Source organism: Gillisia sp. Hel1_33_143 (assembly GCF_900104765.1).
In the GTDB taxonomy this organism is placed as follows: domain Bacteria; phylum Bacteroidota; class Bacteroidia; order Flavobacteriales; family Flavobacteriaceae; genus Gillisia.
Window position 1 is genome coordinate 2,703,810 of record NZ_LT629737.1, and the last position, 13,918, is coordinate 2,717,727.

The 13,918-nt window shown below is 33.1% G+C and carries 14 protein-coding genes; 8 read left to right on the forward strand and 6 right to left on the reverse strand.

Features of this window, described 5'->3' with window-relative positions:
• Window positions 1-31 precede the first annotated feature (31 nt).
• Window positions 32-1,192, forward strand: coding sequence for an iron-containing alcohol dehydrogenase (locus BLT84_RS12590; protein ID WP_091266317.1), 1,161 nt, complete (start codon window positions 32-34; stop codon window positions 1,190-1,192).
• Window positions 1,193-1,275: 83 nt separating this feature from the next.
• On the opposite strand, the gene BLT84_RS12595 is transcribed toward BLT84_RS12590, so the two are convergent.
• On the reverse strand, window positions 1,276-2,097 hold the full coding sequence (locus tag BLT84_RS12595) for an SDR family oxidoreductase (RefSeq protein ID WP_091266320.1): 822 nt from the start codon (window positions 2,095-2,097) through the stop codon (window positions 1,276-1,278).
• Between the two features lie 371 nt (window positions 2,098-2,468).
• Here BLT84_RS12595 and BLT84_RS12600 point away from each other — a divergent pair, with 371 nt between their 5' ends.
• The 3 genes from BLT84_RS12600 to BLT84_RS12610 are packed head-to-tail and all read left to right on the forward strand — an operon-like array spanning window position 2,469 to window position 6,153.
• Complete coding sequence (locus BLT84_RS12600; protein WP_034892850.1) at window positions 2,469-2,834, forward strand: arsenate reductase family protein; 366 nt, start codon at window positions 2,469-2,471, stop codon at window positions 2,832-2,834.
• Window positions 2,835-2,845: 11 nt separating this feature from the next.
• Window positions 2,846-4,963: a phosphate acetyltransferase gene (pta, locus tag BLT84_RS12605; protein WP_091266324.1), complete on the forward strand. Its 2,118-nt coding sequence runs from the start codon at window positions 2,846-2,848 to the stop codon at window positions 4,961-4,963.
• Between the two features lie 5 nt (window positions 4,964-4,968).
• Entirely contained in the window at window positions 4,969-6,153 is a 1,185-nt protein-coding gene (locus BLT84_RS12610; RefSeq protein ID WP_091266327.1) for an acetate/propionate family kinase, read from the forward strand.
• An 88-nt stretch (window positions 6,154-6,241) separates the two neighbouring features.
• Here the strand turns inward: BLT84_RS12610 and BLT84_RS12615 are convergent, their stop codons facing one another.
• Together BLT84_RS12615 and BLT84_RS12620 are read right to left on the reverse strand one after the other, a co-directional pair.
• Window positions 6,242-6,445, reverse strand: coding sequence for a hypothetical protein (locus BLT84_RS12615; RefSeq protein ID WP_034892860.1), 204 nt, complete (start codon window positions 6,443-6,445; stop codon window positions 6,242-6,244).
• Window positions 6,446-6,560: 115 nt separating this feature from the next.
• Window positions 6,561-8,576, reverse strand: a complete 2,016-nt coding sequence (locus tag BLT84_RS12620) for a hypothetical protein (protein ID WP_091266331.1) — start codon at window positions 8,574-8,576, stop codon at window positions 6,561-6,563.
• A gap of 313 nt (window positions 8,577-8,889) precedes the next feature.
• Between BLT84_RS12620 and BLT84_RS12625 the strand changes: the two genes are divergently transcribed.
• Window positions 8,890-9,237 (forward strand): DoxX family protein, encoded by a 348-nt coding sequence (locus BLT84_RS12625; RefSeq protein WP_091266335.1) that lies wholly within the window; start codon window positions 8,890-8,892, stop codon window positions 9,235-9,237.
• 5 nt (window positions 9,238-9,242) lie between these two features.
• On the opposite strand, the gene BLT84_RS12630 is transcribed toward BLT84_RS12625, so the two are convergent.
• The 3 genes from BLT84_RS12630 to BLT84_RS12640 form a co-directional block, all read right to left on the reverse strand.
• Window positions 9,243-9,608, reverse strand: coding sequence for a DoxX family protein (locus tag BLT84_RS12630; protein WP_091266338.1), 366 nt, complete (start codon window positions 9,606-9,608; stop codon window positions 9,243-9,245).
• Between the two features lie 215 nt (window positions 9,609-9,823).
• On the reverse strand, window positions 9,824-10,768 hold the full coding sequence (locus BLT84_RS12635; protein WP_091266341.1) for an EamA family transporter: 945 nt from the start codon (window positions 10,766-10,768) through the stop codon (window positions 9,824-9,826).
• A gap of 44 nt (window positions 10,769-10,812) precedes the next feature.
• Window positions 10,813-11,301 (reverse strand): peptide-methionine (S)-S-oxide reductase, encoded by a 489-nt coding sequence (locus tag BLT84_RS12640; protein ID WP_034892874.1) that lies wholly within the window; start codon window positions 11,299-11,301, stop codon window positions 10,813-10,815.
• 155 nt (window positions 11,302-11,456) lie between these two features.
• Here BLT84_RS12640 and BLT84_RS12645 point away from each other — a divergent pair, with 155 nt between their 5' ends.
• From BLT84_RS12645 to BLT84_RS12655, 3 genes are read left to right on the forward strand one after another with little or no spacing between them, the layout of a single operon-like run.
• Window positions 11,457-12,035, forward strand: a complete 579-nt coding sequence (locus BLT84_RS12645) for a TetR/AcrR family transcriptional regulator (protein WP_034892877.1) — start codon at window positions 11,457-11,459, stop codon at window positions 12,033-12,035.
• Between the two features lie 17 nt (window positions 12,036-12,052).
• Window positions 12,053-13,048 (forward strand): NADP-dependent oxidoreductase, encoded by a 996-nt coding sequence (locus BLT84_RS12650; RefSeq protein WP_172822455.1) that lies wholly within the window; start codon window positions 12,053-12,055, stop codon window positions 13,046-13,048.
• Between the two features lie 18 nt (window positions 13,049-13,066).
• A complete protein-coding gene (locus tag BLT84_RS12655) occupies window positions 13,067-13,843 on the forward strand; it encodes a type 1 glutamine amidotransferase domain-containing protein (protein ID WP_172822456.1) in 777 nt (258 codons plus the stop codon).
• Window positions 13,844-13,918: the final 75 nt, after the last annotated feature.

Below are 13,918 nucleotides of genomic sequence, written 5' to 3' on the forward strand. Positions count from 1 at the left end.
TATCAATTCAGAATAAAAAAAGAAAAAGAAAATGAACAATTTTGATTTTAAAAATCCAACCAAAATTATTTTTGGGAAAGATAGTATAAAAAAAATTACAGAAGAAATTCCCGATAACGCAAAAGTTCTTTTGCTTTATGGTGGTGGAAGTATTAAAAAGAATGGTATTTATAATAAAGTAACCGCAGCTCTTAATAAGTATGAATTTATAGAATATGGCGGTATTCCGGCTAATCCTGAATATGCGGTATTAATGGAGGCCTTAAAGGTGATTAAAGAAGAAAAAATTACCTATCTATTAGCTGTGGGTGGTGGTTCTGTTATAGATGGAACTAAATTCTTATCTTCTGCTGCTTTGTTTGAAGGTGATACTCCTTGGGATATCTTAACAAAAAACATAAGAACAGAAAAGGGGATGCCTTTTGGAACGGTTCTAACCTTGCCTGCAACAGGTTCTGAAATGAATTCTGGAGCGGTGATCACCAGAAAAGAAACTCAGGAAAAGTTAGCCATGGGCGGTCCTGGATTATTTCCTGAATTCTCCATTTTAGATCCTGAAGTAATATCTTCTATCCCTCAGCGTCAATTAGCAAATGGTTTAACAGATGCTTTTACACATGTTCTTGAGCAATATATGACGTATCCTGTTGGAGCTTTACTTCAAGATAGATTTGCTGAAGGAATTTTGCAAACTCTTGTTGAAATAGCTCCAAAAATACTTGAGGATCCTACAGACTATAAAGCTGCATCTAACTTTATGTGGAGTTGCACTATGGCTTTAAATGGATTGATTCAAAAAGGAGTTCCTACAGATTGGGCGGTACATGCTATGGGACATGAGCTTACTGCTTTGTATGGAATAGATCATGCTCGTACGTTAGCGATAATTGCACCTAGCCATTACAAATTCAATTTTGAAGCTAAGAAAGAAAAATTAGCTCAATATGGAGAGCGTGTTTGGAATATTACAGAAGGAAGTGTAGATGATAAAGCAACTGCTGCAATTGAAAGAACAACAGCTTTCTTTCATGAATTGGGAATAGATACCAAGCTTTCAGATTATACCAAAGATTATGAAGGAACCGCAGAAAAAATCGCTAAGAGATTTACAGATCGCGGTTGGGTAGCTTTAGGTGAACATCAATCTTTATCTCCAGATAAAGTGGAGAAGATAGTTAAGATGGCGTATTAATAGGCTTGTTCATAAACCAAAAATAATAATAAAGCCATCTATTTAGATGGCTTTATTTAATTAGTATCAATTCAATAAATCATTTACTTTTTAGAAGGATCTACTTCTGTAGATTTGATCTCATATTGATTGTTCTGATATTTTTTACTCATTTCCACAAAGTCTTCTGGTAAAATGGTTCTAAATTCATGAGAATCTAAAGGTATAACCTCCACCATCTTATCTATCATTTCCTGAGGATCAAATTGGTTCTCTGCCATATTCTTAGCCGCTTCTTCAATTTTCTCTTTTGGAGTAAAATGGAAATCTTCATCGAACCATTGCAAATAAGAATCATAAACTCTATCGTTAAATCCTGTTTTATAGGGACCCGGATTAATAGCAGCCACAGAAACTCCCATTGGTGTTAGCTCATCTCTAAGAGATTGTATTATCGCTTCCAATGCATATTTACTGGCATTATAAGCACCTAAATATGGAAAGGTAGAAAGTCCTGCTACAGAAGATACAAATACTAATTTACCCTCTCCCTTATCTACCATCTTATCTATAAATGGTTGTGCAAATTCTAAACTAGAGAATACATTGGTTTCCATCACTTCTCTAATTAATTCAACAGGCATTTCCGAGACCGGTCCTGAATGTCCAATTCCCGCATTGCTAACTAAAATATCTATATCTAGATCCCATGCTTTTTGACAATCCATAGCATCTAAAATATCCAATTTAATGATCTCGATAGTATCTTCCAATCCCTCTTTCTCTATTTCTTCTAAAAGCCTGGTTTTCTGCTCCCATTTATGAACTCCTGCAATCACATGATGTCCTTTTTTTGCTAATCCTAAAGCAGTTCCTTTTCCTAATCCGGATCCTGCACCTGTAATTAAAATTGTTTTCTTGGTCATGATTTTTAATTTTAAACCAATATAAAATGATAGCTATTGACACTATTATATTTTGGGACATTTTAGGATCGGTATTAACTAGATTTTATAGATTTTGTCAAAATTAATTTAGGTTTTCATTGTTTCATTTAAAATCAACTTATTTAATTTTTTATCTAGCACAGGCATTATAAATATTTAACTGAAATAATCCTGCCTTATATCATTATTAAAGCCAATTATCTTGAGATGTATCGTAACTTAAAAAAAATCCAATGATGATAGCTACCTGCTAAACTCCACAAACGTGGAAGTAATTCAGTATCATCTGGAAAGTAGTAAAACGAGTGTTTAAACATCATCTGGATATAATTATCTATAAATAAAATATTATGAGCGAGATAGCCACTTCAAAAAAACAGATCACATTTTATTATAACTCTAATTCTGGATTAGCAAAGCAAACTTTGGCCTATGCAAAAGCTGAAGGATTACCTATCCAAACCATAGATCTTATAAAAACCAAACTTACCGGAACTCAGATTGTAGAACTAGCAGATAAATTAAACATACGTGCTGCCGATCTGGTAAATCAAGAACATCCATTCTATAAAACCAATTTTGAAAATCATAATTTCTCTACAGATGATTGGATAAAAATGATCCAAAACAATCCTGAAATTATGAATCAACCCATTGCTATAAGAGGTGATATTACTATTTTAGTAAAAACTCCAACAGATATTATTAATATATAGATTAAAAGTTAATGACCAGTAAGCCAACTAACAAAGCCATATACATTACCACTACAGAACCCAACAGCGGTAAGTCTATTGTCTCTTTAGGTTTAATGCAAGCGCTCCTAGGAAAGGCTGCAAAAGTGGGATATTTCAGGCCAATTATAGACGATTCTAAAACCGGGAAGATTGATAATCATATCAATACGGTTTCCACCTATTTCAATTTAGATATAGATTTTAATGATGCTTATGCTTTTAGAAGAAGTGAGGTCATTAAGATGAAAAATGATAATAAGGATGAGGAGATCATTAGAATTATTATTGAAAAATACAAAGCGATAGAAAAGCGTTTCGATTTTGTACTGGTAGAAGGGACTAGTTTTGTTGGAGAAGGTTCTATAATAGAATTTGATATAAATGTATTGATCGCCAAAAATTTAAATGTTCCTGCCATTATTTTAGCTAGTGGTGTTGGCAAAACATTAGATGAATTGGTAGGCAACCTTCAAATGGCCTTCGATTCTTTTAAGGATAAAGGTGTAGAAGTACTTAGCATCATAGCTAATAAAATTGAAGAAAAGAATCAGGAACTAATTATTTTATCATTAAAGAATAATTTACCTAAAGGAGTACTTGTAAATGCCATTCCGCTAAATCCTATTTTAGGGTCTCCATCTATTAAAGAGATCGTAGATGTTTTGGATGGGAAAGTGCTCTTTGGAGATGCCTTTATTAATAATCAGGCTGGTAATTTTAGTGTGGGGGCCATGCAATTGCCTAATTACCTTAAGCATTTAAAAGAAAATGGATTGGTAATTACACCTGGAGATAGAGCAGATATCATACTTGGTGCACTTCAGGCAAATGTCTCTGAGAACTACCCTTCTATTTCCGGTATTTTATTAACCGGAGGATTAATTCCAGAGGACTCTATAATTAAGCTTATTGAAGGATTGTCCGACATAGTTCCTATTGTTTCAGTTAATGGTGGAACCTATGCTGTTACTAATACTATAGGAAATATAAAATCTCAGATCTATGCAGGAAATACGCAGAAGATCACCTCCTCCATTCAGGATTTTGAAAAGTATGTAAGTGTAGATGCTTTAGTAGAAAGGCTTATTACTTTTAAATCGAATGGAGTTACACCACGAATGTTTAGATACAATCTACTGAATCAAGCTAAAGCTAAGAAAAAACATATAGTGCTGCCGGAAGGACTGGATGAGCGAATTTTAAAGGCCACGAAGCAGCTTATAGATCTAGATGTAGTAAATATTACACTACTTGGCAATAAGAAACAAATTGAAGAAAAAATAGCTACGTTAGAAATTGCATTAGATGTAGATAAGATCATCATTATAGATCCTATTGAATATAAAAATTTTGATGATTATGCCAATACCTTATATGAATTAAGAAAACATAAGAATGTAAATCTTGCCATGGCTAAAGATCTTATGGAAGATGTTTCATATTTTGGAACCATGATGGTGTATAAAGGAGATGCAGATGGAATGGTATCTGGAGCTATTCATACTACGCAACATACTATAGTTCCTGCACTACAATTTATAAAGACGAAGCCAGAAGCTTCTATTGTCTCTTCAGTTTTCTTTATGCTCCTGGAAGATCGTGTTTCGGTTTATGGTGATTGTGCTATTAATCCTAATCCAACATCAGAACAACTGGCTGAAATAGCAATTTCATCTGCCGCTACCAGTAAAGCATTTGGAATAGAGCCTAAAATAGCCATGCTCTCTTATTCTTCCGGTACATCTGGAGTTGGAGAAGATGTGGAACGTGTTAGGAGAGCTACGGAAATTGTAAAATCTAAAAGACCAGACTTAAAAGTAGAAGGTCCTATACAATATGATGCTGCAGTAGATATTAAAGTAGGTAAGTTAAAGCTACCAAATTCTGAAGTTGCCGGCCAAGCCAACGTTTTTATATTTCCAGATCTAAATACCGGAAATAACACCTATAAAGCGGTTCAAAGAGAAACAAAGGCATTAGCTATAGGCCCTATTATTCAAGGTTTGAACAAACCGGTTAATGATCTTAGTAGAGGTTGTAACGTAGAAGATATTTTTAATACAGTAATAGTAACAGCTATACAAGCACAAGAAGTTCAAAATAATTAATAAGAATGAATATTTTAATAATAAACTCTGGAAGTTCATCTATAAAATTCCAATTAATACAGATGCCTTCAGAAACTTTAGTTTGTAGCGGTTTGGTAGAGCGAATTGGTAATAAGGATGCTGTTCTAAATTACAAGAACGAGACCATTAAATTAAAGCAAATACATTACATCAATAATCATAAACAAGGTTTACAGATTATAATAGATCTTTTGCTAGATGCTGAGAATGGCGTTATTGAAGATATCAAAGAAATAGCCGCTGTAGGTCACAGAGTGGTACATGGAGGAAATTCTTTTTCTAATACTGCACTGGTAACTCCAGAAGTAAAGCAAAAGATACAGCAATATGCTCCATTGGCACCATTACATAATCCTAGTAATCTAGAAGGTATTGAAATTGCTGAAGAGTACTTTCCACATGCAAAGCAAATAGCTGTATTTGATACCGCCTTTCATCAAACAATTCCTACAAAAGCGAGAAAATATGCAATTCCAAATGATCTTTATGAAGATAAGGACATTCAGGTATATGGTTTTCACGGTACAAGTCATAAATACGTTTCTGAAAAGGCCATCGAATATCTGAAATTAGAAAGATCTAAGATCATTAGTATTCATTTAGGCAATGGTTGCAGTATGACAGCTATTCAAGATGGAAAAAGTATAGATCATAGCATGGGATTTGCTCCTACTAACGGACTCATTATGGGGTCTAGAAGTGGAGATATAGATCATTCTGTCATATTTTATTTGGTGAACAGCTTAGGCTATAGCTTAGAGAACGTAAATAATCTTCTCACAAAGAAGAGTGGAATGCTAGGACTAACTGGTTATAATGATCTTAGAGATATTGAAAAGGAGGCCGAAAAAGGGAATATAGATTGCTTACTGGCTTTAGAGATGAATGCTTATAGAATTAAAAAATTTATTGGAACTTACGTTGCAGCCATGAATGGATTAGACGCCATTATCTTTACTGCTGGGATAGGAGAAAACTCTAGCCTAATGCGAGAATTGGTATGTAAGGATATGGATTTCTTCGGAATAGAATTGGATAAGGATAAGAATAATGGAAAAGCAAAATCTATAAGAGAAATTAGTACTTCTACTGATAAAGCTAGAATTCTAGTAATACCAACCAATGAAGAATTAGAGATCGCTAAACAGGCATATTGTTTACTTAACTAAAATATTACAACAATCATATTAAATAAACGTTGTCTTATCAATAGTTAGATAGTTAAAGAAATTAATTAGAGGTTTATTAGGCAACTTTTTATTTTCTATTTTTCTCTCTATCTGTTTCACTCATTTGTTTTTCTGGCATCATTCCAGAAACTTTTTCTGGGTTGAATTGTGTCTTTTTTCCTTTATTATCTTGAATAAGATCATGATCCTTTTTCTCAGGACTTTTTCTGACTAACATAAAAATTGCTATGGCAGCTATTATTCCTATAACGATATATATTCCTAGGTACATATTTGATTTTTAGATTTGAATAGGTAATTTACAAATTATATATTTCTACTAAATATAATAATTAAAAAACCCCGCATAATAGCGGGGATTTTACTTATCTAACTAAATTTAAATCTTAGTTATTATAAAGATATAGAGAAGATGCTGCTGGAAGATCGTTACTTACCGCGGGAGCAATATCTCCAGTGGCACTCAACACATTGCTAAATGCTAATACTTTTCCATTTCCAACTTCAGCAATATAGACGGTCTGAGTTTTGTGATCATAAGCGATATCTATAGGATTACCTAACATTGTAGAAGGTCCTGCAACTCTAGTTTGATTTGCTAACGTTATACTTCCACCGGTAGCTGTCATATTTAATTTAGAACTAAAATTTTGAATTACCTGAAATCCTCCATCATTGGTTGCATTTGCTGCATCCCCAATATCTGTCATTACTAAAACATCATCTGCTTCACTATAATCTATACCATGAGTTCTAACAATACCAGCAATGGTTATTCTTTTATCTGCAGCTAAATTGCCATCTATTGCATTATTTAAAAAGTCATTAAATATTGCTAAATCACTAGATCCATCTACAACGGCAAGAAGATCATCTCCTTTAAAAGTGATTCCCCAAACATTAAATCCTGGAGTAACTGTATTTTCCAGTTTAAAGGCAGAACCATCAAAAGAATAGATAAAGAATTTATGCATTGCATTATCAGACACCACCACTCGGTTACCTTTAACGGCTATTTCTCTTGGGCTAGTGAGATCTGCGTTAGAGGAAAAATCTGCAGTATTTACTGCACCGCTAGAAAGGTTAGAGAAATTATTATAATAAGCCAACATCAGATCTGATCTTGATGCCTGAATTAAAACATCATTAGCACCAGAATAAAAAATTCCTTCTGTAGCTGTAGAAGATGAGGTAATAGTTTTAGTTAACATTCCTGAGGCATTGTAAATATTAATGTTACCATTAGCATTATTAGTGGTGTAAAGTTCAGTTCTTAAACTTCCCATAGGAGTAGCACTGCCAAAATTACCATCGGTCTCATCACTAGAGAAATAAATGGAAGAAGCTCCGGCAAGATCTTTCATATAAGTTGGAGCAAGGTCTCCCCCATTACCAATAGATGTAAATCCTAGAACAGTTCCATTTCCAACTTCAGAAATATATACCGTGTTATCTTGAGAATCATAAGCCACATCAATAGGATTTCCTAGTCTTGTTGATGGTCCTGCAACACGTGTTTGCATGCCTAAGGTTATCATTTCTCCATCAGATAAAGCATCAAACTTATCTGAGAAATTGTCTATAATATGAAAACCACCATCATCTGCTGTATTTGCTGCATCTCCAATATCTGTCATTACAAGAACATCATCAGTACCATCATAAGTAATTCCGTGGGTACGTACTATCCCTTCAATAGAAACTCTTTTTGAAGGAGACATCATTCCATCTTCTGAAGAATTGACAAAATCATAAAAAACAGCAAGATCATTTGTTGTATCTACAACAGCATAAAGATCATTTCCTTTAAAAGTTATTCCCCAAACCGGAAAATTAAGTTCTACCGTATTTACTAGCGAGAAACTATCTCCATTTTTTGAATAGACAAAAAACTTATTAGAGCCATTATCTGAAACAACATAGGTGGAACCATTTACAGCAAGCTCTCTAGGACTCTCTAGATCTGCACCGCCAGTGTAAGCTGGTGCCAACGAGGCATCTGCCATAAAAGTTGAAATATCTGAATAAGCTTCCAATTGTAAATTAGATCGAGATGCTTGCACCAAAAGATCTGATGCTGCATCGTAATAGATTCCTTCTGCTGCTGAAGATGGAGTTGAAAAGGTTATTAGAGAATCACCAGACACACTATATTTTGTAATGTTTCCTGTAGCGTTGCTTGTTACATAAAGTTCAGATCTTCTACCTAATGGAGTTCCATTATTACATGGAGCACACATAGTACCTCCACAATCTATCCCTGTCTCATCTCCATTCACGATACCGTCTGAGCAGGTGTCTATAGCTGTCATGGCATCATCATCATCTGAGCAGGATACTGCAAATACAAATGCCAGCGGAAGTATCCCTAGCTTTAAAAATAATCGGTTTGATAATCTCATATTATTTATTTTATTGATTAGTAGTAATTTATATACGAAGAGATTATAATTCCGGTTTGTTATGTGATATTAAATATTTGTTAAAGAAACATAATGAAAATTAACAATTCTAAAGCTAAAATGGAAAAAAATAATGGATTTATCTAGTTTTTGGTTAGAGTAAGAACAACTTAGACTGAATGATCTACTAAGTGAAAAAAGATCCAAAATACCTTTGAGGAAGTAGCTTTAAGATATTAAATAACTATTGTTATGGTAATGATTAGATTTGTAATCTTTACTTTAAGTATATTGAATTAACATCATCACAAATATGACTCTGACAACAATTTTGGTTCTAATTTCAACTATATCTTTCTTATTCTTTGGAATTAGTTGCTTTGTAACTGCAGAAATGAAGACAGAATTTATTAGATACGGTCTAAGTGACAAATTAAAATTGGTGGGTACTCTACAAATAATAGGAGCGTTAGCCTTAGGTTTAGGATATCTTTATTTACCAACATTAGCAATTATAGGAGCCATAGGACTTTCCATTCTGATGCTCTTTGGTTTTGGAGTAAGGCTAAAAATTAAAGATAATTTTATTCAATCTGCACCATCAATAATATTTGCATTTCTTAACGCTTATATTGCCATTGTTATGATTATGAATAATTAACCGATTTATAGCACAAATATCAATAACAGGCATAACACTAAAAATAAGAATGCTGGAAGAGATTTTTTAAGAGGATCGTTGATCTTTAAATGCATTAATATAGAACCTGTTAGCAACACTGCTAATCCAATAGCAGCAGGTTTAATAAGTTCTGAAAACCATATTCCGCAGATAAGAGCGATTGCCAAAGTAACCTTTAAGAACCCTATAACATAGAGACTCCAAACAGGTAAACCATAAGCAGCAAATTCTTCCTTTATGGTTGTTGCATCACCACCTCTCCATTGCGTATTCTTATTATATTGTATAAGCCAAACATTTAGGATACTTAAACCCACAATGAGTTGAACCGCGATAGTAATATAGTCCATATTAGAAGATTTTAATTAAAAACAGATTTAATCACAATCTACTAAGATTATTTTACTTAATGCGTAATTTTAATTGATCTGTATAGAATTTATAAATGTTTTAAGATAAATTATTGCAACAGGTATCCTGTCGGGAATATGAAGATGTATTAGCAGAATAACATACCAAATCTATTTTTGCAAAGCTGTATATAAATTTTAGTGTGCAATTTTTTCTATTTGGTAGCATCTAGTTTAGTTGTTCTACCTCTAAATCTTGAAAATAGCACCAATCTCTTCTTTGTATTTATAAAATATACACCGGTTAATAATACCATCGCTGCAAGTATAGACTGTGATGTAATTTGTTCATATAAAAAATACCAGCCTAAGCTCATGGCTATTATTGGATTTACATAAGTAGAAGTAGCTACCTTTTCTGGGGATACCACCTTTAATAGATAATTGAAAGATGTAAATGCTACAATGCTTCCAAATATTACTAATAAGATCATAGAAAGTTGAACTTCCCCACTCCATGTGTTTGGTAGAGACCACTGTTCTCCAAATAATAAGCTCATTATCATTAACATAATTCCACCGGTAATCATCTGGTAGCCGGTATTCACAAAATAATTTAAAGGTAATTCTGCTTTGCTAACAAAGATGCTTCCATAAGCCCAGCTTACCAGACAAACAAAGATCATAGCCATTCCCAAAAGTGAATCTTCCCCAGATAATACCTGCTTTTGATTTACTAATAGATACATTCCCAATATTCCTAGTCCTACTCCAATCATAGACATAACTTTAATTTTCTTATTATCTATGATCCTTAATAATATTAGAACAATTAAAGGTTGAGCAGATATCTCTAAAGCAGCAAAACCGCTGTCTACATATCTAAGTGCCCATACCACTACTCCATTTCCAAAAGATAAAAATAAGAAACCGGCTATGATCGTATTTAAAAACTGCTTTTTAGAGATCTTTAAGTTGATCTTCATTATTTTACAAAGAAGAAAAATTAATAAGCCAGCTGTAATAAATCTAAATGAAGCCAACATAAATGGAGGCAACTCTGTAACCGCTATTTTATTTAAAAGGTAGGTAGATCCCCAAATAACATAGATGGAAAAGAAAGCTAGAATTATTAATAAGGTTTGAGAAGATCTAGGCATTAAGTAACTATTTTTTAGCCCGCAATATTACACAATAAGTAGCATTATAGATCTAGATTATCCGTAAACTGTGATAATAAAATTTGAAGCTTTGGAGCTATATAAGTTCTACAAAAAGGCTTATTAGGATCTTTATTGTAGTAATCCTGTATCTCTTCTCTAGATTCTTTAAATTGATGGAGAGGCAAAGCTCTTGTAATTATATTTTTATTGAATTTTTTTTGATGATAGAGTAGAATTTTATCTACTTCTACTTTTTGACTTTGAGTATAATAATAAACTGCAGATCTATACTTTACTCTGAAGCTATGATTGGAAGTACTTTTATGAGTATATAAATGAATTTCTATAAGCTTTGAGAGCGAAATGATTTCAGCATCATAATGAACGATTATCGCCTCAGAAAAATTAGAATTTTCACCCGTAGACCTAACGTAACCTTGGCACACTTGCCCTACTCCTCTTAGTTGCTGAAATACTGCTTCTGTACACCAATGGCAACCTCCACCAAGCGCCACCTTTTGTATTGACATTGTAATAGTATTTATTTAGTTCCTAGATTTCAATTGAGTAAATTAATAGAAACTTGCTAATTCCTTTAACGGATCAGGTTAAATAAATCATAAACACCAATCTAAAAATGAACGTTCATTCTTTAAACCTTATCTTTGTGTCAGATTAAAAAAATATGTCCACAGTAAACAAAAGTCAGTTAAAAAGAGAAGCATTAGTTAAAGCTACTATTAATTTGGTGAACAATAATGGTTTTCATGCCACGCCAATGTCCAAGATAGCAAAAATGGCCAATGTATCTCCCGCTACTATTTACTTATATTTCGAAAATAAACAAGACCTTATTAATAAGGTATATATTCAGGTGAAAACTGCATTTACAGAATATGCTTTTAAAGACTATGCTCCTACCATGGATGTTGAAGTAGGTTTTAAAGTTATCTGGAATAACATAGCCAATTTTAAATTGAGTGATGTAGATGAAGCTTTTTTTCTATCTCAATGTGACAATACTCCAATGGTGGACGAAGATAGTAGGCAAGAGGGATTGAAACATCTACAACCCCTATTAGATCTTTGGCAACGTGGAATTGATGAAAAGAAAATAAAACCCCTATCTGCATATCTTCTTTACGCATATACCGTATATCCTGTAGCATTTTTAATGAATATGCAACAACGAGATATTCTGAAAATGGATAGCAAAAGTTTAGAAGATGCTTATACTGCAGCTTGGGACAGTATCAAATTATAATAGAAAATTTAATAGTTATGAGTAATACAATATTATTAGACAAAAGACCCGAAGGAACACCAAAACTTTCAGATTTTAAATTTACAGAGGAAAATGTAGCCGAGATTAAGGACGGCGAGATGTTGTTAGCAACAAAATATGTTTCTGTAGATCCTTATTTAAGAGGAAGAATGAGCGATGCCAAATCTTATGTTCCACCATTCGAATTACATAAACCTATTTCCTCAGGAGTAATTGCAGAAGTACTAGAATCAAAAAATGAAAAGTTTAGTAAAGGAGATTTTGTTTCAGGAAGATTAGACTGGAAGAAGAATCAGGTAAATGATGGAAAAGAACTTATAAAAGTAGATTCAGAAAAAGCACCGCTGTCTGCATATTTAGGAATCTTAGGGATGACTGGATTAACAGCATATTTAGGTTTAACACAAATTGGAAAACCTAAAGAAGGTGAAACTTTAGTAGTATCTGGAGCAGCTGGTGCTGTAGGTAGTGTAGTTGGTCAGATAGGAAAGATCATGGGATTGAGAGTAGTAGGAATTGCAGGAACCGATGAGAAAGTAGAAATGCTTAAATCTGAATTTGGTTTTGATGCAGGTATTAACTACAATACCACAGAAAATATGAAAGACGCCATTAAGGAAGCCTGTCCAAATGGAGTAGATATTTATTTTGATAATGTAGGAGGAGAAATTTCAGATGCTATTCTTTTCAATATCAATAGATTCGCCAGAATGATTATTTGTGGTGCAATCTCTGTCTATAATGAAACTTCAGTTCCAAAAGGTGTGAGTGTACAACCATTTTTAATTAAGAACAGTGCCTTAATGCAAGGTTTTATTGTCTCTAATTATGAAGATAAATTTCAGGAGGCTATGCAACATCTAGGCACATGGCTAAGTGAAGATAAATTAAATTATTCTGAAACTATTGTAGAAAGTTTTGATAATATACCACAAGCCTTTTTAGACCTTTTCTCTGGTAAGAATAAAGGAAAAATGGTTGTCAAAGTATAATTTAACTATTGAGATTAAATGAAGAAAATACATATTTTATTATTTGCGATAAGCTTTGGAAGTATCGCAGCACAAGAGAAGAAAGAGAATATTAATCACAAAAAAGAAAAAGATATGAAAGTATTATTTGTATTGACCTCTCATGATAAATTGGGAGACACAGGGAAAAAAACAGGATTTTGGATTGAAGAATTTGCAAATCCATATTATACATTATTAGATAAAGGTGTAGAAATTACTGTTGCAACGCCAAAAGGAGGTAAAGCTCCTATAGATCCTAGTAGTGATAGTGAAGATGCTCAAACTGAGGATACAAAGCGTTTTCACAATGATAAAGATGCGCAACAGGTAATTAATACTACAAAAGTTCTTGCAGACATAGATGCAAGCGATTTTGATGCTGTTTTCTATCCTGGTGGACACGGTCCGCTTTGGGATCTATCTAAGGATAAAACTTCAATTAAATTAATTGAAACCTTTAACGCTAAGAAAAAACCTATAGGATTTGTATGTCATGCTCCGGCTGCATTGAAAAATGTAAAAGGTGAAAATGGAGAACCCTTAGTTAAAGGAAAAAAAGTAACCGGATTCACGAATACTGAAGAAGAAGCCGTACAACTTACTAATGTTGTTCCTTTCCTAGTAGAAGACATGTTGAAAGACAATGGAGGAATATATTCTAAATTAGGAGATTGGGAAGAATATGCTATAGTAGATGGAAATTTAATTACTGGTCAAAACCCTGCATCTTCAGGATTAGTTGCTGAGAAATTATTTGAGATGCTAAAGAATTAAGATTTGCATCACATCATTTTAAAAAGCCTGTAACTTAATTGTTACAGGCTTTTTATTTTTAAGACAAAGATCTGA